Genomic DNA, 21,310 nt, shown 5'->3' on the forward strand with positions numbered 1-21,310 from the left:
TCACACCTTGGTGTAGCGGCTCAGGGTCACCAGCGAGGCGATCGCCGCCAGGCCGATGGCCACGACGGCCAGGAACGGCGCGATGACCATCACGTCGGCCGTCGTCACGTACGGGATCCAGGTCAGCGAGTTCCCCAGCCAGTCCGCGATCAGATAGTGCACGCCCGCCCACAGGGCCCCCACGGCGAGCGCGGCGCCCAGGGTCGCTGCGATGGCGCCCTCGAGCATGAACGGCAGCTGGATGAACATGTTCGAGGCGCCGACCAGCCGCATGATCCCCGTCTCGCGGCGACGGCTCATCGCGGACAAACGGATCGTGGTGGTGATCAACAGCATCGCCGCCAGCAGCATCACCGCCGCCAGCCCCACCGACAGCAGCGTCGCGCGGTTCAGCACCAGGAACAGCGAGTCGAAGAGCTTGCGCTGGTCCTGCACCTCCTCGACGCCCTGCCGCCCAGACAGCACATCGGCCACCACCTGGTACTTGGTGGGGTCGGCCAGCTTGATCCGGAACGACGAGCTCATGTCGTCGGCGGTCGTCTCCTCGGCCCACCACTGGTCCGAGTACATCTTCTGGAAGGACTCGTACGCCTCTTCCTTGGTCTCGAAGTACACCTTCTCGACGTACGGCCCGATGTCGGCCGACGCCAGCTCGGCCTCGATGGCGCCCTTCTGGTCGTCGGTGACCTCGCCGCCCGCGCACGTCGCCTTCGACGACACCTGCGGGCACAGGTACACCGAGACCTCGACCTTGTCGTACCAGTCGTCTTTCATCGCGCCGATCTGCATCTGCAGCAGCGCCGCGGCGCCCACGAACGTGAGCGAGACGAACGTGACGAGGACGACCGAGATCGTCATCGACAGGTTGCGCCGCAACCCGATGCCGATCTCGGAGAGGATGAACTGGAGTCTCACTGCCGTGCCCCCTCAGCGCGCCGAGCCGTAGACGCCGCGCGACTGGTCCCGGACCAGCTCGCCCGACGACAGCTCGATCACGCGCTTGCGCATCTGGTCGACGATCTCGTCGTCATGGGTGGCCATCACCACGGTGGTGCCCGTCCGGTTGATCCGGTCGAGCAGCCGCATGATGCCCAGCGACGTCGTCGGGTCGAGGTTCCCGGTGGGCTCGTCGGCCAGCAGGATCGACGGCCGGTTCACGAACGCGCGCGCGATGGCGACCCGCTGCTGCTCACCACCCGAGAGCTCATGCGGGCGCCGCTTCTCCTTGCCGGCCAGCCCCACCATCTCCAGCGTGTCCGGCACCGTCGTCAGGATGTGGTGGCGCGGCTTGCCGATGACCTGCAGCGCGAACGCCACGTTCTCGAAGACCGTCTTGTTGGGCAGCAGGCGGAAGTCCTGGAACACCGCGCCGATCTGCCGGCGCAAGTGCGGGACCTTCCACGACGAGAGCGTCGTCAGGTCCTTGCCGGCGACGAACACGCGCCCAGCAGACGGCCGCTCCTCCCGCAGCACCAGCCGCAGGAAGGTCGACTTCCCCGAGCCCGACGATCCGACGAGGAACACGAACTCCCCTCGCTCGACCTCCAGGGAGACCTGATCGAGGGCAGGCCTCGCGCCGCGCGCATAGACCTTGGTGACGTTCTCGAAACGGATCACGGCTCGCGGCCAGTCTTCGGGGACGGGAGGGCACTGCGGCTCTGGCCGCGACGAGCCTAGGCAGCAGGTCCCAACGATCCCCCGCAGACACGCCGCCGGGGAACCTGTGAGTGTTACTCGCGCACGTCCTGGCTGCGGCGCCAGCGAATGCCGGCCTCGAGGAACCCGTCGATGTCGCCGTCGAAGACCGCGGAGGTGTTCCCGACCTCATGCTCCGTGCGCAGGTCCTTGACCATCTGGTACGGGTGCAGCACGTAGGAGCGCATCTGGTCGCCCCAACTCGCCTTGATGTCGCCGGCCATGGCCTTCTTCGCGGCGTTCTCCTCGGCCTGGCGCTGCAGCAGCAGCCGGGACTGGAGCACACGCAGCGCGGCGGCACGGTTCTGGATCTGCGACTTCTCGTTCTGCATCGACACGACGATGCCGGTGGGGATGTGCGTCATGCGCACCGCCGAGTCGGTCGTGTTGACCGACTGGCCGCCCGGGCCCGACGAGCGGAACACGTCGACCTTGATCTCGTTCTCGGGGATCTCGATGGAGTCCGTCTGCTCGATGAGCGGGATGACCTCGACCGCCGCGAACGACGTCTGGCGCCGGCCCTGGTTGTCGAACGGCGAGATGCGCACCAGGCGGTGGGTGCCCGCCTCGACGGACAGGTGCCCGAACGCGTACGGGACCTTCACCTCGAAGGTCGCCGATTTCAGGCCGGCCTCCTCCGCGTAGGAGGTGTCCAGCACGGCCGTCGGGTAGTTGTGGCGCTCGGCCCAGCGCAGGTACATGCGCAGCAACATCTCCGCGAAGTCGGCGGCGTCCACGCCACCGGCCCCCGCGCGGATCGTCACGACCGCCTCGCGCTGGTCGTACTCGCCGCCGAGCAGCGTGCGGACCTCGAGCGCGTCGAGGTCCTTGCGGATCTTCACCAGGTCGGCCTCGGCCTCGGCGAGGGTCTCCTCGTCGCCGCCGTCCTCGGTCGCCATCTCCACGAGCGTCTCAAGGTCGTCGATGCGGCTGCCGAGCTTCTGCACCCGGTCCAGCTCCGACTGCGTCGCCGACAGCGCCGACGTGATGCGCTGCGCCGCCTCCGGGTCGTCCCACAGGTCCGGCGCCGACGCCTTCTCGGACAGCTCGGCGATCTTGGCGTGGAGCACCGTCGGGTCGCTCACCGCCTGGATGGATTCCAGCGTCGTACGGAGGTCGCGGATCTCCGCGGAGAAGTCAGTGGTGGCCACGGCGGTCCAGGTTACCCGCTCACGCTGGAGGCGCGGCCGGTCCGCCCGCCGCAGCCGTCCCGGACTGCCTCACCAGGCGCGCGCGCTCGACTCCGCCTCGAGCGCGATTCCGTCCGACCATGGCGCCGTGACCCAGCTGATCAGCGCTGGCCGGGTGATCGCGCCGAGCCGCACCACGGCCGTCCGCCCGTCCGGCGACGCGGCCTCCAGCACCTGGACGGACTCCCACCCCTCAGTGAGCTCAGGATGGTCGGCGAGGTAGCCCCGCACCGCGCGCCGCACATCCGCATCGGTGATCGGCACGTGCCCGTCCAGCGTCGGAAGCCGCTCCGGCCCGAAGTACCCGGGATCGGAGAGCTCATCCGCGGACGTGATCGCCGCCGCGTCCGCGGTCGCCAGCAGCCGCTTGCGGTCCAGGTGCACACCCGTGGCCGACACGACGGCGGTGACGAGCAACAGCGCCAGCACAGCGAAGCCGATCACCAGGATCGTCGTCTGCCCGTCGTCGCCTGTCGGTGGGCGCCACCGCCGCCGCTGCTCCGGTCCGGTCATCGCTCCCCCGTCGGCGCTGTTCCCTCGCCCGCCGCCCTGATCGCGCGCCGTCACTGGCCCACCTTGAACCGGTCCACCGGCGCCACGTGGCGCGCGCTGACGGGGATCTCCATCGGCACCACGTCCCTCACGAACGACGGCACGAACGGCAACGGCACCTCCACCACGACCTCCGCGACGACCTCGCTGCCCGGCGCCAAGCAGGGCACGCTCGAGCAGTCCAGCGTCAGCGCGCCCGCCGGGTCCGCCTCCGAGAACCCCTGGTCGGCGAGGGCGAGGCCCACCGCCGCCACGGCACGATCGGCGCCCGTCGCCGGGTCCTCCGCCCGTGCGAACGCCCGCCCGGCCTCGCGCGCGGCCCCCTCCACCGCGAACGTCGCCGCCTGCAGACGGCCCAGGACGAGCACGAGGTACACCACCGGCACGAGGATGAGCAGCGCGGCGCCCAGGAACTCGACGATCGCGTTGCCGCTGTCGTCCCCGGCGGCGGCCACCCGGGCTCGCCACCACCGCACGACGCGCCACGACCTCATGCGTCGCCCTCATCGAGCGCATGCCCCACGACAGTGAGCCCTCGTGCCGGCCCCAGCAGCCCGGCGACGGGCATGGGCGCGGTGATCCGCACCTCGACGACCTCCAGCCCATTGACCTCGGTGTGGCGGACCGTCACGTCCTGGGCGTAGGCGCCCGACAGCCCCGCCGTGACGAGCGCCCGGGTGCGCTCGGCGCCGTCCTCGGCGCTGCGGTCCGCGAGCGCGGCGTACCGGGCGCCCTCGGCCGCGCAGTCCACCAGCGTGTTCCGCACGTGCTGGATGATCGCGAGCTGCAGCACCGCGGCGAACAGCAGTGACGTCAGGGCGCCGACGAGCACGAAGTCCACGACCGCCGCCCCGCGCTCACGCCCCGCCGCCCCGCCGTCCGGTCTCCCGTCCGACACGCCATCTGCCGGCTCGCCCGCCGCAGGCCCGCGCCGGGCCCATGCGATCACGGCGGCCCGGTCACGCTCGCGATCGAGCTCTCGAACAGGTTGGCCAGGGTGGGACCGGCCACCGCCCACAGCGCGACCACCAGCCCCGCCGTCATCAACGTGATCAGGACCCAGCCCGGCACGTCGCCCCGGTCGTCCCCTGCCCATCGCAGGCCACGAGCGCCGTCCGGCACCGCTGCCAGGTGAGCGGCGTGCTCGCCTGCGAGCCCTCCAGCCCCGTCGTCTCGGTTCGTCGTCTCGTGCTGCATGGCACTCTCCTTCGTCTCTCGACTCCATCCGCATGCGCTCACAGCCCGACCTTGAGCACCGCAATGCTGGGGAACACGGCGAAGACGACAGTGACCGGCAGGATGAGGAACACCACCGGCACCATCATCAGCACCTCCTTGCGGCCGCCCAGCTCCATGAGGCCGCGGCGGCGTTGCTCGCGGACGTCCTGGGCTTGGGAGCGGAGCACCTCGGCCAGCGGCGTGCCGCGCTCCACGGCGACGGCCACCCCCTCGGCGAAGCGCGCCAGCGCGGCCAGGCCAGTCCGGTCGGCGAGGTTCTCCAGCGCGTAGGCCAGCGGTGTGCCGGAACGGGCGTCCGCCAGAGTGCGTGCCAGCTCGCCGGACAGCTCGCCGTGCGTCGTGCGCACCACCCGCTCCAGCGCCCCGACGGCGCCCTCGCCGGCGCTGACGGACAACGCGAGCAACTCGGCGATGGTGGGCAACTCGGCCAGCAGCCGCTCCTCCCGGGCCGCGACCTCACGGGTGAGCTGGTAGTCGCGGAACAGCACCCCCGTGGCCCCCGACACGAGCACGAGCGCGAGCAGCGGGGCGATCCCCGCGGACCGCCCGGCGGCGATCGCCAGGGCGAGCGCCAGACCGGCCGCGAGCCCGACGACACCCCACACCACCTGGCCGGCCCGGAACTCCTCGACGGTCTCGCTCCGACCCGCGCGCTCGAGCCGGCGGCGCAGATCGGCGGCGGGCGAGCCGATCCGGGCGACGAACCGCATCCCGTCAGCCATCACGGGGGCGATGAGCCGTTCGAGCGTCGGGAACGGCGTACGGGTGGCCGAGGCGCGCAGCAGCCGCGACCCGGTGCGCTGGGGTCGCAGGTAGGGGGCGAGCCGCTCGTCGAAGGTGATGCGCCGGGCGCCGCGCCGCCACATGACGACGGCGAGCCCCAGCCCGCCGAGCGCGCCCACCCCGGCGCCCATCAGCGCGGCGCTCACCGCAGCCCCCGCGGGTCCTCGGGCGGCCGCCCGATCCGCACCATGATCACGTAGGCCGCGACGGAGCAGACCGCCCCGGCGAGCAGCACCAGCGAGCCGGCGACGGAGTTGTACGCGGTGGCGGCCTCGGTGCGGGTGGCCAGCATCGCGAGCACCACCCAGGGCGCCGCCACGGCGAGCCGCGCGGCGTATACCGTCCAACTCTGCCGTGCCTCGAGCTCCCCACGAGTGCGCGCGTCCTCGCGCAGGAACCCGGACAGCGTGCGCAGCAGCCGCCCCAAGTCGGTGCCGCCGACGTCGCGGGTCAGGCGCAGCGCCTCGATGATCCGATCCGCCACCGGGTCGGCCAGGCGCGCCTTCAGGTCGTCGAGGCAGTCCCCGAACCTGCCGCTGACCCGGTAGTCCTCGGCGAAGGCGGCGAACGGCTCGCGCAACTCCACCGGCCCGCGGTCGCCGAGCTGGGCCAGGGACTCCGGCAGTGACAGCCCCGCCCGGATGCCCGAGCCGAGGTGGTCCACGACCTCAGGCCACACGTCCCGCAGCCGGGTGCGGCGCCGTCGCGCCCTCCCCCGCACCAATGCGACGGGCGCCCCGGCGGCCATCGCGGCGAAGCAGGCGGCCACGGCGGGCGACCGGGTCAGCGCCACCCCGAGCAGCAGCACGAGGGCGCCGAGCCCGGTGCAGGCGGCCACCAGGGCGCCCGGGGTCACCTGCGGCGCGCCCGCCTGCACCAGCAGGTCCTGGGTGCGCACCGCCCACCCGTCGGAGGCTGCCGTAGATCGGCGGGGCGGCGCCCACCCCCACCACCACCCGCAGCACAGACCCGCCCCGAGCAGCAGGCCGATCACGACGCCCCCGACGCGCCCTCAGCGCCCGGCGCGCAGCAGCGCGGGCAGGTCGATGCCGGCGATCGCGAACCGCTCGGGATGCGGCGGGGAGCCCTCGCCGCGCACGAGCTCCTCGCCGCGCAGGTGGAACAGGTCGGCCGTCTCCACGATCCCGTTCTCCACCCGGCCCGGGACGGCGACGATCTCGCGGACCCGGCGTCGGCCCCGCGGGTCCAGCCCCAGGTGCACGACCACGTCGATGGCCGCCGCGACGGTCGGCACCACGAAGCGGTCGGAGATGTTCTCCCCCGCGAGCAGCGGGAGCGTGCACAACTTGGTCAGCGCCTCACGGGCGGAGTTCGCGTGCAACGTGCACATCCCCGGCACGCCCGCGTTCAACGCCACCAGCAGGTCCAGCGCCTCCGCCTCGCGGACCTCGCCGATGAGCAGCCGATCCGGGCGCATCCGCAGCGCCTCCTTGACCAGCCGCCGCAGCGGGATCTCCCCGGTGCCCTCCAGGCTGGGCTGGCGGCACTGCAGCGCCACGACATCCCGGTGCACGAGCCGCAGCTCGAAGACCTCCTCGCAGGTGACGATCCGCTGCCGGGCGGGCACCGAGCCCGCGAGCGCGCCGAGCATCGTCGTCTTGCCGGCCTGCGTCGATCCGGCCACGAGCACGTTGAGCCCCACCCGCACGGCGGCGTCGAGGAACACCGCCGCCGCGACGGGCAGCGACCCGAGGGCGACGAGGTCGTCGAGCCGTTGCGCTCGGGCCACGAACTTGCGGATGTTGACGGCCCAGTCCCGCCGAGTGACATCAGGAATGACCACATGCAACCGCTCGCCACCCGGCAGGCTCGCGTCGACGAACGGGCTGGACAGGTCGAGCCGGCGGCCGGACGCCTTGAGCATCTGCTCCACCAGGTCGCGCACCTGCCCGGCCGTGAGGATCGTCGTCGTGAGCTCGGGCTCGCCGCGCCGGGCGACGAACACCTCGGTGGGCGAGTTGATCCAGATCTCCTCGACCTCCGGGTCGTCGAGGTAGCGCTGCAAGGGCCCGAGTCCGGCGACCGCGTCCACGACGCTCTTCAGCGCACCCGCCGCATCGGCCAATGGCGGGACGGCGCCCACGACGCTCCGGGCGTCGTAATCGGCGATCGCGTCGGTGACGAGCTGCCGCACGCCGCTGCGGTCGCGCACCGGGTCCAGGCCACGCCGACGGATCAGCTCGCGGACCTCAGTCTCGAGGATCGCCACCCCGTCCACGGCTGCTCCCTTGGGCCGATGCCACCCGGCTGACGCGCGGGCGCCCCGACACTAGGGGAGGAACCGGACAGAGCGCATCGGACGTCCACAAGCCGGGCCCATCCCTGTGCGAGGATCCGCCCGTGATGCCCCGACGTAACTAGCCCGCGACGAGCTGCACTCTCCTCATCGCGGGCGCCCGGCCTTCCCCGCCGCACCCTCCGGGTAGCGGCTGACGTGGTCGTGCGCTCCTTCCTCGCATCGCCTACCCCCCGAACGGGAGCACACACATGCCTCGGCACGACCATGTCTTCAAGCGGCTCATCGAGCGGGCAAACGCCACCCCGATCGACGGGTGGCACTTCACGTTCCTCGAGGGACGGCAGAGCAGCACACCGCTCCCTTGGGACTACGAACAGCTCGCGGCCCAGCACGTCGTCTCCGCGACACGGATCGTCGATGTCGACACGGGGGGCGGTGAGGTCCTCGCGCGCCTGACCCCGCCGGTCGGATCGCTCGCGGTGGAGGATTGGCCCCCCAACATCCCGATCGCCTCCGCCCGCCTCGAGCCGATGGGCATTCACGTGCGCCAACGCGTCGACGGACGGCTGCCGGTCGCGGATGCCGGAGCCGACCTGGTCCTCAACCGGCACGGCGATCTCGACCTCGCGGAGGCGGCCAGGATCCTGCGACCCGGTGGCGTCCTCTTCACCCAGCAGATCGCCGCGGTGAACGAGCCCGAGATCGGGAAGGCCCTCGGCATTCCGGCGACGTCGTTCCCGAACGCCGTCCGGAGCCTGGACGACTTGGCCGCCCGAGCCGAGGCGGCTGGACTGGTCTGCGAGCTGCGCGCGCAGGCCGTGGTCGTCACTCGTTACCTGGACGTCGGGGCGCTCGTGCTGCAACTGCGCGCGGTCCCGTGGCAGGCGCCCGGGTTCGACGCCAGCGCCTCGCTCGACACGCTCTGGCGGATCCACCAGCGCATGGAGGCCTGCGGCTCATTCGACGCGACCAGCACGCGCTTCCTGCTCCACGCCCGCCAGCCTCGCAGCGCGCTGGCATGACGCGGATATCGTTGTGAGCGTGAACATTCCCTCCCCGTCCGGTCGCCAGCACCACCTGGTCCATGGCGACCACCGCGCCACCATCGCCGAGGTCGGCGCCAGCATCCGCGAGTACACGGTGGCCGAGCGTCCCGTGACCCTGCCCTTCGCCGAGGACGTCATCGCGCCCGCGTACTCGGGCGCCGTGCTCGCCCCGTGGCCCAACCGGCTGCGGGATGGCGAGTACACCGTCGACGGCGTGACGTACGAGGTCCCGCTCAACGAGCACGACCGGCGCACCGCCCTGCACGGGCTGGTCAGCCACGCGCGTTTCACCCTGGTGGGCGAGGCCACGGCCGCGTCGGTCACGCTGCGCCACGACATCGTGCCGACACCGGGTTACCCGTGGGAGCTCCGGGTCGACGTGACGTACACGCTGTCCGATGAGGGCCTCCGCGTGGAGGTCTCGGCCACGAACCTGAGCGGCTCCGAGGCGCCGTATGGCGTCGGCTTCCACCCGTGGCTGTCCCCCGGCGACGCCAGCGTCGACGAGTGCACGCTGCGACTGGACGCGGCGACGCACGTGGTCAATGACGAGCGCCTGCTGCCGATCGGCGTCGAGCCGGTCGACGGCGACTTCGACCTCCGGGCGCCGCGCCTGCTCGCGGGCATCGCACTGGACGACGCGTTCGTCGACCCGCTGCGCGACGCGGACGGCCTCGCCTGGATCCACTTGGCGGCCCCGGACGGGCACACCGCGTCGGTGTGGATGGACGGGACGATGGACACCTGGCAGGTGTGCACGGGCAACGGCATCCCCGGCATCGACCGTGGCGGTGTCGCCGCCGAGCCGATGAGCTGCATCGCCGACGCCTTCCGCACCGGTGAGCGCCTGGTGCGCCTCGCCCCGGGCGACACGCACACCGTCACGTGGGGCCTGACGCTGAGCTGATCGGGACTCCCCCGAACACCAAGGAGCCCGACCGCGCCTGGCGTGGTCGGGCTCTGTCATGTCCTACGCCGACGGGCACGGCGTCCGGCGTGACGGCCAGCGTCAGCCGTAGTACTCGCCGTCGTCCTTGACGCCCTGCGTGTACTCCCAGTGCCAGCGCTCATACGGCCCGGAGCCGCCGGGGCGGGCCCACTCGGGGTTGTCCCACCCGTAGGACGGCGCGTTCTGGTTGAGCCAGGTCCACTTACTGCCACTCGTCTCCGACGAGCAGAGGTCCACGGCGAGGCCCCAGCCGTGGTTGGACTTGCCGGGCGCCGCGGCCAGGCCGCCCTTCTGGGCCTTGACCGATATCTGCTGGGACAGCGTGCGGTAGCCGCTGGAGAGGCACATGTCGGCGCCGAAGCGGGCGACGAACGCCTGGTTGAGCACCGCGAGGGAGACAGCGGCGTCGGCGCGGAGCTGCGTCTTGCCGTCCCAGAGCGTGCAGAGGTCGCCGGTCCTGAGCTGCCCGTTGGTGCCCGGCGCGCGCGTCGCCCCGTCGCAACCGGCGAGCTCTTCGCGCTCCTCGGAGCGGCTCGTCGTCACTGTCGAGCGGAGTGCTTGGGCGTCGGTGGAGATCAGCGAGGACGGCAGCCCGGGGCTCGTCGACGAGCTGAGCGCCTCGACGGTGCTCGGCAGCTCGATCTGGGCCTGGATGTCGGCGGCGAACCCGCCGGTCGGCAGCGACTTCTGCGTGAGGGGGACGACGACTGTCACCCCGGCGAGCGCTGCGAGGACTCCGAGCCGCACCGTCCAGCTCGCTGGCCGGCTCACCGGCCCACGCGGCACGGCCTGCCGGTTCTTGGCGGCCTTCGGGGCGCTCTGCTGACCGCTCGACAGCACCGAGGAGCGGGGCTCCGCCGCTGTCGCCTGGGCGACGATGGGCGTCGGCTTGCCCCGGCGTTGGGCGCGTTCCGCTTGGGCCGCTTGTTCGCGGAGCTGGCGCCGGGAGATGGCGACCGGAGCGTGCGGATCGGGCTGCGACCCCACGACACCTCCAACTCATGACCCGGACAAGAAGCGATCCGTCCTGGTGCAGGCCCCGGCGACCATATGCCGGGGGGCTCTACTGCCTGAGCGGTCACGAAACCATAACGGACACCCGCCGCTGTTCCAACCTCCCTGGACGCTCGTCCAGGGCTCAGCCACCCAGTTGCACTACCAGGTAACCAACGAAACGGACATCTCGCACGTCAGCGCAGGCCGTCGCGCTGCATCGCATCGCGAACTTCACCCACGAGCTCCTCGAGGATGTCCTCCAGGAAGACCACGCCCTCGGTGCGCCCGTCGCGCTCGACGCGCGCCAGGTGCGTGCCGGAGCGCTGCATCGCGGCAAGCGCCTCCTCGACCTCGGCGGCGGGCTCGACGACGGCCAGCGCCCGCACCCGCCATGTCGGCACCGGCAGGTCCCGCGTGTCCTCGTCCGCGTACAGGACGTCCTTGAGGTGCAGGTAGCCCGTGGGCACGCCCGCGTCGTCCAACACCGGGAACCGGCTGTAACCGGTGCGCGCCACGTGCTTCTCCACATCGGCCGGCGTCGCCGCGGCGCCGAGCGTCACCAGGTCGGCGAGCGGCACCATCACCTCGGCGGCGGTGCGGTCGGAGAACTGGATGGCGCCGGAGAGCAGGCCCTGGGCGTCGTCGATCAGCCCCTCGGCCTGTGACAGCTCGACGATCGAGCGCACCTCCTGCGCGGTGAAGGCGGAGGCGACCTCGTCCTTGGGCTCCACGCCGAACAGGCGCAGCACGTGATTGGCGAGCCAGTTGAGCGCGGCGATCACCGGGCGCAGCACCCGGCCGAGCCACACCAGCGGCGGCCCGAACCACAGCACCGCGCGGTCCGGCCCGGCGACGGCCAGGTTCTTGGGCACCATCTCGCCGAGCACCACGTGCAGGTACACCACGATGGCGAGCGCCATCACGAACGCGATGGGGTGCGCGAGGCTCGTGCTCACGCCCAGGGCGTGCAGCGGGTCCTCGATGAGGTGGGCGATCGCCGGCTCGGCGACCAGGCCCAGGGTGGTCGAGCAGACGGTCACGCCGAGCTGGGCGCACGCGAGCATGAGCGAGACGTGCTCCATCGCCCACAGCACGGTGCGGGCGCGGCGGTTGCCCGCCTCGGCGAGCGGCTCGATGGCGCTGCGCCGCGCGGAGATGATGGCGAACTCCGCGCCGACGAAGAACGCGTTGCCCGCGAGCAGGACGACGGCGAGGAGCAGGGCGACGGTGCTGTTCACGCGCGCTCACCCCGCTCGCCGCGATCCGGCACGGTGCGCCCGCGCTCGTCGTCGAGGTCCTCGTCCGGCGCCGGGGTGACGGCCACCCGTTCGACGCGTCGGCCCTGCATCTGCTCGACGCGCATCCGCACACCCGCCGCGACGACCTCGTCGCCCGTCTCGGGCACGCGGCCGAGCAGCGCCATGACCAGCCCGCCCAGCGTCTCGTAGGGCCCGTCGGCGGGCACGGTGAGCCCGGTGACCTCGGTCAGCTCGTCGGGCCGGAGAAGCCCGGGCAGCACCCAGGAGCCGTCGGCGCGCAGCGAGGCCGGGTTGCGGCGCCTGTCGTGCTCGTCGGCGACGTCCCCGACGAGCTCCTCGACGACGTCCTCGAGGGTGACGATGCCGGACGTGCCGCCGTACTCGTCGACCACCACGGCCATCTGCAGGCCCAGCTCGCGCAGCTCGTCGAGCAGCGGGCCCAGGTGCACCGTCTCGGGGACCCGCGGCGCCTCGACCATCAGCGCCGCGGCCGGCACGTCGGCGCGGCGCTCATAGGGCACCGCGATCGCCCGGCGCAGGTGCACCAGGCCGAGGATGTCGTCCCGGTCCTCGCCGATCACCGGGAAGCGGGAGTGCCCGGTCTCGCGTGAGCGGGCGACCACATCGGCCGCGGAGTCGTCGCGGCGCAGCACGACCAGGCGCTGCCGGTCGGTCATCGCGTCCACGGCGGTGAGCTCCTCGAAGTCGAGCGAGTTCGTCAGGAGCATGGCGGTGGACATGTCGAGGGTGCCCACCTGCGCGGAGCGGCGCACCAGCGAGGCGAGCTCCTGCGAGGAGCGCCCGCCGGAGAGCTCCTCGCGCGGCTCGACCCCGACGCGGCGCAGCAGCGCGTTGGCGCTGTTGTTGAACAGCGAGATGAGCGGGCGCAGGGCTGCGGTGAACGCGCGCTGGAACGGCGCCGCCAGCCGGGCTGTCCCCTCGGGGTGGCTGATCGCGAAGTTCTTGGGCACGAGCTCGCCGAACAGCATGGAGTAGCCGTTGACGAGGATCGCGGTGCCGAGCCCCGCGACCGCCGCGACGACGGCCGGGCTGAGCGGGGTGCTCTCCAGCGTCCCGCTCAGCATCCGCGCGACGGCGGGCTGCGTGGTGTAGCCGAGCAGGATGGTGGTGACGGTGATGCCGACCTGCGCGCCCGACAACTCGGTGGAGAGCTGCCGCAGTGCCTTGAGCACGGACTGGCCGCGCCGGTCGTCGGGGCGGGTCTGCTTGTCCATCAGCCCGGCGTCGAGCGTCACCAGGGAGAACTCGCTGGCGACGAACACCGCCGTCCCCATGGTGAGCAGCACACCGAGGCCCACGAGGAGCCATTCGGTCAGCACGGGAGACCACCGCCCGTCTCACGGGCAGGCGCCAGGCGCCACACGGGGTGAGCCGTGCGGTGGGCGCGGATGATCAGGACAGGAAAGGAGCCGGCATGGTCGCACCCGGGCTCTGAGGCCCGGGCGGGACGCCGGCAGCTACTTGAGCTGCTCATGGTGAGGACATCCTACGGAACGCACCTCGGCGTCGTACACATCCGCACCGCGCGCCGCGCCCGCCCACACGGCCATCGGCCGTTTTCCGCCCGCAAGCCTGGCCCGGCTCCCAGGGACGTTGTGCCACCCTGGGGCGCATGTCGATCAGTCATGGAACCGGCGCGAGCACCGGCGCGGGAGCCTCCTCAACCCTCGTGCTCGTCGTGGAGGACGAGCCCGCGATCGCCACGGCGGTGGCGCACCGCCTGTCAGCCGAGGGCTGGCGGGTGGAGACGGTCGGCGACGGCCATGCGGGAGTCGCGGCGGCGTCGCGGCTCAAGCCCGACGTGGTGGTGCTGGACGTGATGCTGCCCGGCATCGACGGGCTCGAGGTGTGCCGGCGGATCCAGGCAGAGCGCCCGGTGCCGGTGCTGATGCTCACCGCGCGGGACGATGAGACGGACATGCTCATCGGCCTGGGCGTCGGGGCCGACGACTACATGACCAAGCCGTTCTCGATGCGCGAGCTCGTGGCGCGGATCAAGGCGCTGCTGCGCCGCACCGAGCGCGCGGCACGGGCCGCCGAGCTGATGAGCACGCAGTCGACGCCGGTGCCCGCCCTGGAGATCGGCGACGTGGTGGTGGACCGCGCGCAGCGCCGGGTGCATCGCGACGGGGCCGAGGTGCACCTGACGCCCACCGAGTTCGACCTGCTGGTCGCGCTCGCGTCGAGCCCGCGCACGGTGCTGACGCGCGAGCGGCTGCTGGCCGAGGTGTGGGACTGGGTCGACGCGAGCGGCACCCGCACCGTCGACTCCCACGTCAAGGCGCTGCGCCGCAAGCTCGGCGCCGATCTGATCCGCACCGTGCACGGCGTGGGGTACGCCTTCGAGCCCTCGGACCCGTCGGCCTCCGCGGCCGCCGAGGCCGACGTATGAGCCCTCGGCACGCCCGCAGGCTGCCGGACGTCCGTCCCCTCGACCGCCTCCGGTCGATCAAGATCAAGCTCGGCGTGCTCGTCGCGGCGACGGTCACCCTGGCCGCGTTCGTCACGTGGCTCGGCCTCAACAACCACCTGGGCCCGTCCCGCACGCTCCCGCTGGCGATCATCGCGTCGCTGGTGGTCACGCAGCTGCTCGCGCGCGGCATGACGTCCCCGCTGCGGGAGATGACCGCGGCGGCGCAGGCCATGGCGGCCGGCGACTACTCGCAGCGCGTGCAGGCCACGAGCCGCGACGAGGTGGGGCAGCTCGCCTCGGCGTTCAACACGATGGCCGAGGACCTGGAGTCGGCGGACACGCTGCGCCGCGAGCTGGTCGCGAATGTCTCCCATGAGCTGCGCACGCCGGTGACGGCGTTGCAGGCCCAGCTCGAGAACATCGTGGACGGTGTGAGCGAGCCGGACGCCGCCACGCTGCAGGCGGCGCTGTCGCAGACAGAGCGGCTCGGGCGGCTGGTGACGTACCTGCTGGACCTGTCCCGGGTCGAGGCGGGCGCCGTGGGGCTGGACATCACCGACGTGCCGTTGCGCGACTTCCTGCTGGACGCCGCGGAGAGCGCGGCCCTGGTCGGAGCGGACAAGGGCCTGACCTTCCCGGTGGAGGTGACCCCGCCGGACCTGACGGTGCCCGCCGACACCGAGCGCCTGCATCAGGTGGTGGCGAACCTGCTGCACAACGCGGTGCGCCACTCCCCCGCCGGCGAGGAGGTCCGCCTGGTGGCGGTGCGCTCAGGGCAGGACGTGCGCATCGACGTGGTGGACCGGGGGCCGGGCATCGCGCGGGACCAGCGCACGCGGGTCTTCGATCGGTTCGCGCGCGGCAATATGCCGGCGACGACGGGCCAGATCTCCACGGGCGGCACGGGCCTGGGCCTGGCGATCGTGCGGTGGGCGGTGGACCTGCACGGCGGGTCCATCGAGGTGGCGGACACCGACGTGGGGTGCACGATGCGCCTGACGCTGCCGGCGTATCGGACCTGATCGCGCCGCGCGCGAGGCTCCGCGCGCAGTTCGCCGGGGACACGCCTGGGGAGGGACTTGTTCTAGTCCAACTATGACAGTTAGGCTCACGGCCATGTCTTCGACCGACGGCGTCATCGAGGTCGCCCACCTGTCCAAGTCGTTCGGCTCCGTCCAAGCCGTCGACGACCTCACCTTCCAGGTCCACCCCGGGCGCGTGACCGGGTTCCTCGGCCCCAACGGGGCCGGCAAGACCACCACACTGCGCATGCTGCTGGGCCTGGTGACCCCCACCAGCGGCGCCGCGACCATCGGCGGCAAGCCCTACCGCGAGCTCGACAAGCCGACGCGCACCGTCGGCGCCGCGCTCGAGGCGGCGAGCTTCCACCCCGGCCGCACCGCTCTCGACCACCTGCGCGTCTACGCCCCCCAGGCCGGGGTGCCCGACTCCCGCGCCTCCGAGGTGCTCGACCTCGTGGGCCTGTCCTTCGCGGCGGACCGGCGCGTCGGCGGCTTCTCGCTCGGCATGCGCCAGCGGCTCGGGCTGGCGACCACGCTGCTCGCCGACCCCCAGGTGCTGCTGCTCGACGAGCCCGCGAACGGCCTGGACCCCGAGGGCATCCGGTGGCTGCGCGTGTTCCTGCGCTCGCTGGCCGCCCAGGGCCGCACCGTGCTGGTCTCCAGCCACGTGCTGTCCGAGGTCGAGCAGACCGTGGACGACGTCATCATCATCGCGCGCGGCCGATTGGTGCACTCCTCCACCCTCGACGCCCTGGCGCGGCTCGCGCTGCCCCGCGTCCGGGTGGCCTCCCCGCACGCTGACGGGCTCGCCGCCCTCGTCGCCCAGGCCGGCTGGGAGACCGCACCCGTCGAGTCACCGACGCCCGGCCGCGTCGAGCTGCCCGGCGTCGACGCCGCGCCCGCCGGCGCCGCCGCGTTCGCCGCCCGCCTCGAGCTGTCCGAGCTCACCCCGCACGACCCCGGGCTCGAGTCGATCTTCCTCGACCTCACCTCCCCCGCCCAGGACGCCACGAACGGAGGCGCCCGATGAGGGCCGCACTGATCACCGAGTACCGCAAGCTCGTCACCACCCGCTTGTGGTGGATCCTGCTGATCGCGATGGCGCTGTACATGGCCTTCCTCGCCGCGGTGATGGCGTGGACCCTCACGCAGGGCAATGAGATGTCCACGGCCGAGGGCGGGGTCGCGCTCACCGCCGGCGAGCTCACGCGCGTCGTCTACACGCTCGCGCCGTCCCTCGGCTACGTCTTCCCGCTGATCGTCGGCGCGCTCGCCATGACCAACGAGTTCCGCCACCAGACGATCACTCCCACGCTGCTCGCCGAGCCGCGCCGGACCGTCGTCCTCGGCGCGAAGCTCGTGTCGACAGGCGTGTTCGGCCTCGTCTTCGGACTGGTGGGCACGCTGGCGACCGTCGGCGTGGGAGCAGGCGTCCTCGCGGCGCTCGGCGAGCAGACGTACCTGACGGACCCGGACGTGCTGCGCACCCTCGCACTGTCCGTCGTCGCGCTCGCGGTGTGGGCGGTGGTCGGCGTCGGCTTCGGCACGCTCCTGACCAACCAGGTCGCGGCCATCGTCGTCCTGCTCGCCTTCACCCAGTTCGTCGAGCCGGTGCTGCGCGTCGTGTTCGGGTTCGTCTCCTGGGCCAAGGGGATCGCCCCCTACCTGCCCGGGGCCGCGGGCGAGGCGATGGTCGGGTCCAGCTTCTACTCGGCCGGGGGCATCTCCGAGCTGCTCGCGCCGTGGCAGGGCTTCCTCGTCCTCGTCGCGTACGCGTTGGTCTTCGCGGCGATCGGCCGGGCGACCACCTTGCGCCGGGACATCACATGACCTGGAAAGACGCGGCGTCGACCCCCGCTTTGGGCGGTGTGGACGCTCCCGTTGCCCGGGGTTGACCACGTATGCGGCACCGGGGTGACTGGCGTCTCAGACACGCTCTGCCGGTCTGACTTCCCAGGGTGCAGGCCGTAGTGTTGTCGTCAACAGAACCGGCGATGACGCGGCGACGCCGCGGCGGAAGTGGGCGAACCTCGCGTGTCCCAGAAGGCAGAGCCAGATTCGACGCGGGCCGATTTCGGCGCCAATGAATGGCTTGTTGACGAGCTCTACGAGCAGTATCTCCAGGACAAGAACGCGGTCGACCCCGCGTGGTGGGAGTTCTTCGAGGGCTACAAGCCCGGCGAGAAGTCCTCGACCCCTGAGAACGGCGCCTCGGCGCCGGGGTCGAACGGACAGGCCAAGCCGGTAGTCGCCGAGCCCACGCCCGCCCCTGCCCCGCGCCCGACGCCTGTGGGCGACGAGCCGACGCCGGTCACCACCACGGCGCCGATAGCGACCGCGCAGCCGGCGACCGCCCCGTACGCCGAGGTCGCCCCGGCACGCCGCCTGGCCGCGGAGCCCGCCCAGCCCACCGAGGACTCGGTGCAGAAGCTCCGCGGCCCGGCCGCGCGCGTCGTCACCAACATGGAGGCCTCCCTCGAGGTGCCGACGGCGACGTCGGTCCGCGCGATCCCGGCCAAGCTGATGGTCGACAACCGCATCGTCATCAACAACCACCTGGCACGTGGCCGGGGCGGGAAGATCTCGTTCACGCACCTCATCGGCTACGCGCTCGTCGAAGCGCTTGCCGACATGCCGGCCATGAACGCGGGCTACACCCAGCTCGACGGCAAGCCGGCAGTGCTGACCCCCGCGCACGTGAACCTCGGCCTGGCGATCGACCTCGCCAAGCCGGACGGCACGCGCCAGCTCCTGGTGCCCAGCATCAAGAAGGCCGACACGCTCGACTTCGCGCACTTCTGGAGCGCGTACGAGGACGTGGTGCGCCGGGCGCGCGGCGGCAAGCTCACCGTCGAGGACTTCGCGGGGACGACGATCTCCCTGACGAACCCCGGCACCATCGGCACCGTGCACTCCGTGCCGCGCCTGATGGCCGGCCAGGGCGCCATCATCGGCGTCGGCGCGATGGACTACCCGGCCGAGTTCGCCGGGACGTCCGAGGAACAGCTCAACCGGATGGGCATCTCCAAGACCATCACGATCACCTCGACATACGACCACCGGATCATCCAGGGAGCCCAGTCCGGCGACTTCCTGCGCATCCTCGGCCAGAAGCTGCTCGGCGAGGACGGGTTCTACGACCGCGTCTTCGCGGCCCTGCGGGTCCCCTACGAGCCTGTGCGCTGGGTGCGCGACGTCTCGTCCGACCCGGACGCCGAGGCGATCAAGCCGGCCCGCATCGCCGAGCTGATCCACTCCTACCGCTCGCGCGGGCACCTCATGGCGGACACCGACCCGCTCGCCTACCGCCAGCGCAAGCACCCCGACCTGGACATCCAGACCCACGGCCTGACGCTGTGGGACCTGGACCGCACCTTCCCCACGGGCGGGTTCACCGGCAAGTCGCGCGCCAAGATGCGCGAGGTGCTCGGCCTGCTGCGCGACTCGTACTGCCGCTCGGTGGGCGTCGAGTACATGCACCTGCAGGACCCGCGGCAGCGCCGCTGGCTCCAGGAGCGGCTCGAGACGGGCTACGCCCGCACCCCCCGAGAGGACCAGCTGCGCATCCTGCGGCGCCTGAACGCGGCCGAGGCCTTCGAGACGTTCCTGCAGACCAAGTACGTCGGCCAGAAGCGCTTCTCGCTCGAGGGCGGCGAGTCCGTCATCCCGCTGCTCGACGCGATCCTGTCGAAGGCCGCCGACAACGGGCTCGACGAGGTGGGCATCGGCATGGCCCACCGCGGACGGCTCAACGTGCTCGCGAACATCGCCGGCAAGAGCTACGGGCAGATCTTCAGCGAGTTCGAGGGCAACCAGGACCCGAAGTCGGTGCAGGGCTCCGGCGACGTCAAGTACCACCTCGGCACCGAGGGCAGGTTCACCGCCGAGTCGGGCGCCACCACGCAGGTCTACCTCGCGGCGAACCCCTCGCACCTCGAGGCGGTGGACCCGGTGCTCGAGGGCATCGTGCGCGCCAAGCAGGACCGCATCGACCTGGGCGGCGACGGGTTCTCCGTGCTGCCGATCCTCATCCACGGCGATGCGGCGTTCGCCGGGCAGGGCGTGGTCTTCGAGACGCTCAACCTGGCGCAGCTGCGCGGGTACCGCACCGGCGGCACCATCCACGTCATCATCAACAACCAGGTCGGGTTCACCACGGGCCCGTCCTCGTCGCGCTCCTCGCAGTACGCGACCGACGTGGCCAAGGGCCTGCAGCTGCCGATCTTCCACGTCAACGGGGACGACCCCGAGGCGTGCGTGCGCGTCGCCGAGCTGGCGTTCGAGTACCGCGAGCAGTTCGGCCGCGACGTCATCATCGACATGCTCTGCTATCGCCGCCGCGGCCACAACGAGGGTGACGACCCCTCGATGACGCAGCCGCTGATGTACAACCTCATCGAGGCCAAGCGGTCGGTGCGCAAGATCTACACCGAGACGCTCGTCTCCCGCGGCGACATCACTGTCGACGAGGCCGAGCAGGTGCTGCAGGACTACCAGAAGCAGCTCGAGCGGGTCTTCACCGAGACGCGTGAGGGCGGCTACACCCCGCCTGCGGAGAGCGAGCCGATCGCCGGGCTGGAGCGGCCCGAGTCGCAGCGCGAGGACGCCGGCGTCATGGTCGGCTGGAAGACCGCCGTCGACGTGAGCGTGCTCGAGCGGATCGGGCGCGCGCACATCCGCCCGCCGGAGGGCTTCACCGTCCACCCGAAGCTCGCCCAGCTCCTCGCCAAGCGCGAGCAGATGTCCCGCGAGGGCGGCATCGACTGGGGCTTCGGCGAACTGCTCGCCTTCGGGTCGCTGCTGGTCGAGGGCACGCCCGTGCGCCTCGCCGGGCAGGACTCGCGCCGTGGGACGTTCGTGCAGCGGCACGCCGTGATGCACGATCGCGAGACCGGCGCCGAGTGGACGCCGCTGCTCTACCTCACGGCGGACCAGGCGAAGTTCTGGGTGTACGACTCCTCGCTCAGCGAGTACGCGGCCCTGGGCTTCGAATACGGCTACTCGGTGGAGCGGCCAGACGCGCTGGTCCTGTGGGAGGCGCAGTTCGGCGACTTCGTCAACGGCGCCCAGACGGTCATTGACGAGTTCATCTCCTCCGCCGAGCAGAAGTGGGGCCAGCGGTCGTCCGTCGTGCTGCTGCTGCCGCACGGCTACGAGGGCCAGGGACCGGACCACTCGTCGGCGCGCATCGAGCGGTTCCTGCAGATGTGCGCGGAGGAGAACCTCACGGTCGCCCAGCCGTCGACGCCCGCGTCGTACTTCCACCTGCTGCGCCGGCAGGCCTACGAGCGCCCCCGCCGCCCGCTCGTCGTCTTCACCCCGAAGTCGATGCTGCGGCTCAAGGCGGCCTCGTCGGACGTCGCCGACTTCACGTCCGGCACCTTCTTGCCGGTGATCCCCGACGAGTTGGCGACGGCGAAGGCCGGCCAGGTCGACCGGGTGCTGCTGTGCTCCGGCAAGGTCTACTGGGACCTGCTCGCGCAGCGCGTGAAGACCGGCGACGAGCGCACCGCGATCGTCCGGCTCGAGCAGCTCTACCCGCTCGACGAGGCCGGGCTGCGCGAGGCGATCGCGCCGTTCGGCGACGCGGAGCTGGTGTGGGTCCAGGACGAGCCCGAGAACCAGGGCCCGTGGACGCACGTGTCGATGAACATGCCGCAGCTCGTCGGACGCTCGATCCGGGTCGTCTCGCGGTCCGCGTCGGCCTCCCCCGCCACTGGCTCGGCGAAGAAGCACCAGGCCGAGCAGGCCCAGCTACTGGAGGACGCGTTCGCGCGCTGACCGGCGGTCGCTGACCTGACGACGGACGCCCTGCCCCATCTCGGGGTGGGGCGTTTGTCGTTCATAAGGCCCGTTGTCCACAGCGAGAGATCGCGGGTGACCGA

20 protein-coding genes are annotated in these 21,310 nt (G+C 71.9%); 7 read left to right on the forward strand and 13 right to left on the reverse strand.

All coding sequences use genetic code 11. From position 1 onward, the window contains the following. The 10 genes from ftsX to BN3788_RS04310 form a co-directional block, all read right to left on the reverse strand. Positions 1-915: a permease-like cell division protein FtsX gene (gene ftsX, locus BN3788_RS04265; protein ID WP_066582582.1), complete on the reverse strand. Its 915-nt coding sequence runs from the start codon at positions 913-915 to the stop codon at positions 1-3. A gap of 12 nt (positions 916-927) precedes the next feature. Next, the gene (gene ftsE / locus BN3788_RS04270) at positions 928-1,617 is read right to left on the reverse strand and encodes a cell division ATP-binding protein FtsE (protein ID WP_066582583.1); all 690 of its coding nucleotides are present in this window, start codon (positions 1,615-1,617) and stop codon (positions 928-930) included. 113 nt (positions 1,618-1,730) lie between these two features. After that, positions 1,731-2,846 carry a peptide chain release factor 2 gene (gene prfB / locus BN3788_RS04275; protein WP_066582584.1) on the reverse strand — a complete coding sequence of 372 codons (1,116 nt, stop codon included), beginning with the start codon at positions 2,844-2,846 and terminating at the stop codon, positions 1,731-1,733. Positions 2,847-2,915: 69 nt separating this feature from the next. Then, positions 2,916-3,398 carry a Tad domain-containing protein gene (locus BN3788_RS04280; protein ID WP_082812564.1) on the reverse strand — a complete coding sequence of 161 codons (483 nt, stop codon included), beginning with the start codon at positions 3,396-3,398 and terminating at the stop codon, positions 2,916-2,918. 50 nt (positions 3,399-3,448) lie between these two features. Then, the gene (locus BN3788_RS04285; RefSeq protein ID WP_066582585.1) at positions 3,449-3,931 is read right to left on the reverse strand and encodes a pilus assembly protein TadE; all 483 of its coding nucleotides are present in this window, start codon (positions 3,929-3,931) and stop codon (positions 3,449-3,451) included. Continuing rightward, a complete protein-coding gene (locus tag BN3788_RS04290; RefSeq protein WP_066582586.1) occupies positions 3,928-4,335 on the reverse strand; it encodes a TadE family protein in 408 nt (135 codons plus the stop codon). Before BN3788_RS04290 ends, BN3788_RS04285 begins: the two co-directional genes overlap by 4 nt. 47 nt (positions 4,336-4,382) lie before the next feature. After that, positions 4,383-4,634, reverse strand: a complete 252-nt coding sequence (locus BN3788_RS04295; protein WP_390619707.1) for a hypothetical protein — start codon at positions 4,632-4,634, stop codon at positions 4,383-4,385. Between the two features lie 38 nt (positions 4,635-4,672). Continuing rightward, entirely contained in the window at positions 4,673-5,605 is a 933-nt protein-coding gene (locus BN3788_RS04300) for a type II secretion system F family protein (RefSeq protein WP_082812565.1), read from the reverse strand. Then, positions 5,602-6,453: a type II secretion system F family protein gene (locus BN3788_RS04305; RefSeq protein ID WP_066582587.1), complete on the reverse strand. Its 852-nt coding sequence runs from the start codon at positions 6,451-6,453 to the stop codon at positions 5,602-5,604. The genes BN3788_RS04300 and BN3788_RS04305 overlap by 4 nt, the downstream gene beginning before the upstream one ends. Positions 6,454-6,471: 18 nt before the next feature. Further along, complete coding sequence (locus tag BN3788_RS04310) at positions 6,472-7,698, reverse strand: CpaF family protein (protein WP_066582588.1); 1,227 nt, start codon at positions 7,696-7,698, stop codon at positions 6,472-6,474. Positions 7,699-7,967: 269 nt separating this feature from the next. Between BN3788_RS04310 and BN3788_RS04315 the strand changes: the two genes are divergently transcribed. Both BN3788_RS04315 and BN3788_RS04320 read left to right on the forward strand, forming a co-directional pair. Further along, on the forward strand, positions 7,968-8,741 hold the full coding sequence (locus BN3788_RS04315; RefSeq protein WP_066582589.1) for a class I SAM-dependent methyltransferase: 774 nt from the start codon (positions 7,968-7,970) through the stop codon (positions 8,739-8,741). A gap of 19 nt (positions 8,742-8,760) precedes the next feature. Further along, positions 8,761-9,672, forward strand: coding sequence for an aldose 1-epimerase family protein (locus BN3788_RS04320; RefSeq protein WP_082812615.1), 912 nt, complete (start codon positions 8,761-8,763; stop codon positions 9,670-9,672). Between the two features lie 102 nt (positions 9,673-9,774). Here BN3788_RS04320 and BN3788_RS04325 read toward each other — a convergent pair whose 3' ends face one another. From BN3788_RS04325 to BN3788_RS04335, 3 genes are all read right to left on the reverse strand, one after another. After that, entirely contained in the window at positions 9,775-10,701 is a 927-nt protein-coding gene (locus BN3788_RS04325; protein WP_066582591.1) for a M15 family metallopeptidase, read from the reverse strand. 203 nt (positions 10,702-10,904) lie between these two features. Then, positions 10,905-11,948, reverse strand: a complete 1,044-nt coding sequence (locus BN3788_RS04330) for a hemolysin family protein (protein WP_066582592.1) — start codon at positions 11,946-11,948, stop codon at positions 10,905-10,907. Next, positions 11,945-13,309 (reverse strand): hemolysin family protein, encoded by a 1,365-nt coding sequence (locus tag BN3788_RS04335; RefSeq protein ID WP_066582593.1) that lies wholly within the window; start codon positions 13,307-13,309, stop codon positions 11,945-11,947. Before BN3788_RS04335 ends, BN3788_RS04330 begins: the two co-directional genes overlap by 4 nt. A gap of 293 nt (positions 13,310-13,602) precedes the next feature. On the opposite strand from BN3788_RS04335, the gene BN3788_RS04340 reads away from it, so the two are divergent. From BN3788_RS04340 to BN3788_RS04360, 5 genes are all read left to right on the forward strand, one after another. Continuing rightward, on the forward strand, positions 13,603-14,382 hold the full coding sequence (locus tag BN3788_RS04340) for a response regulator transcription factor (protein ID WP_066582594.1): 780 nt from the start codon (positions 13,603-13,605) through the stop codon (positions 14,380-14,382). Then, a complete protein-coding gene (locus BN3788_RS04345; protein ID WP_066582595.1) occupies positions 14,379-15,425 on the forward strand; it encodes a sensor histidine kinase in 1,047 nt (348 codons plus the stop codon). The genes BN3788_RS04340 and BN3788_RS04345 overlap by 4 nt, the downstream gene beginning before the upstream one ends. A 94-nt stretch (positions 15,426-15,519) precedes the next feature. Then, complete coding sequence (locus BN3788_RS04350) at positions 15,520-16,455, forward strand: ABC transporter ATP-binding protein (RefSeq protein ID WP_108723780.1); 936 nt, start codon at positions 15,520-15,522, stop codon at positions 16,453-16,455. Next, the gene (locus BN3788_RS04355; protein ID WP_066582597.1) at positions 16,452-17,255 is read left to right on the forward strand and encodes an ABC transporter permease; all 804 of its coding nucleotides are present in this window, start codon (positions 16,452-16,454) and stop codon (positions 17,253-17,255) included. The genes BN3788_RS04350 and BN3788_RS04355 overlap by 4 nt, the downstream gene beginning before the upstream one ends. A 204-nt stretch (positions 17,256-17,459) precedes the next feature. Beyond that, positions 17,460-21,206, forward strand: a complete 3,747-nt coding sequence (locus BN3788_RS04360) for a multifunctional oxoglutarate decarboxylase/oxoglutarate dehydrogenase thiamine pyrophosphate-binding subunit/dihydrolipoyllysine-residue succinyltransferase subunit (protein ID WP_066582598.1) — start codon at positions 17,460-17,462, stop codon at positions 21,204-21,206. Positions 21,207-21,310 lie beyond the last annotated feature (104 nt).

The sequence above is a fragment of the Cellulomonas timonensis genome, from assembly GCF_900046455.1.
Classification (GTDB): Bacteria; Actinomycetota; Actinomycetes; order Actinomycetales; family Cellulomonadaceae; genus Cellulomonas_A; species Cellulomonas_A timonensis.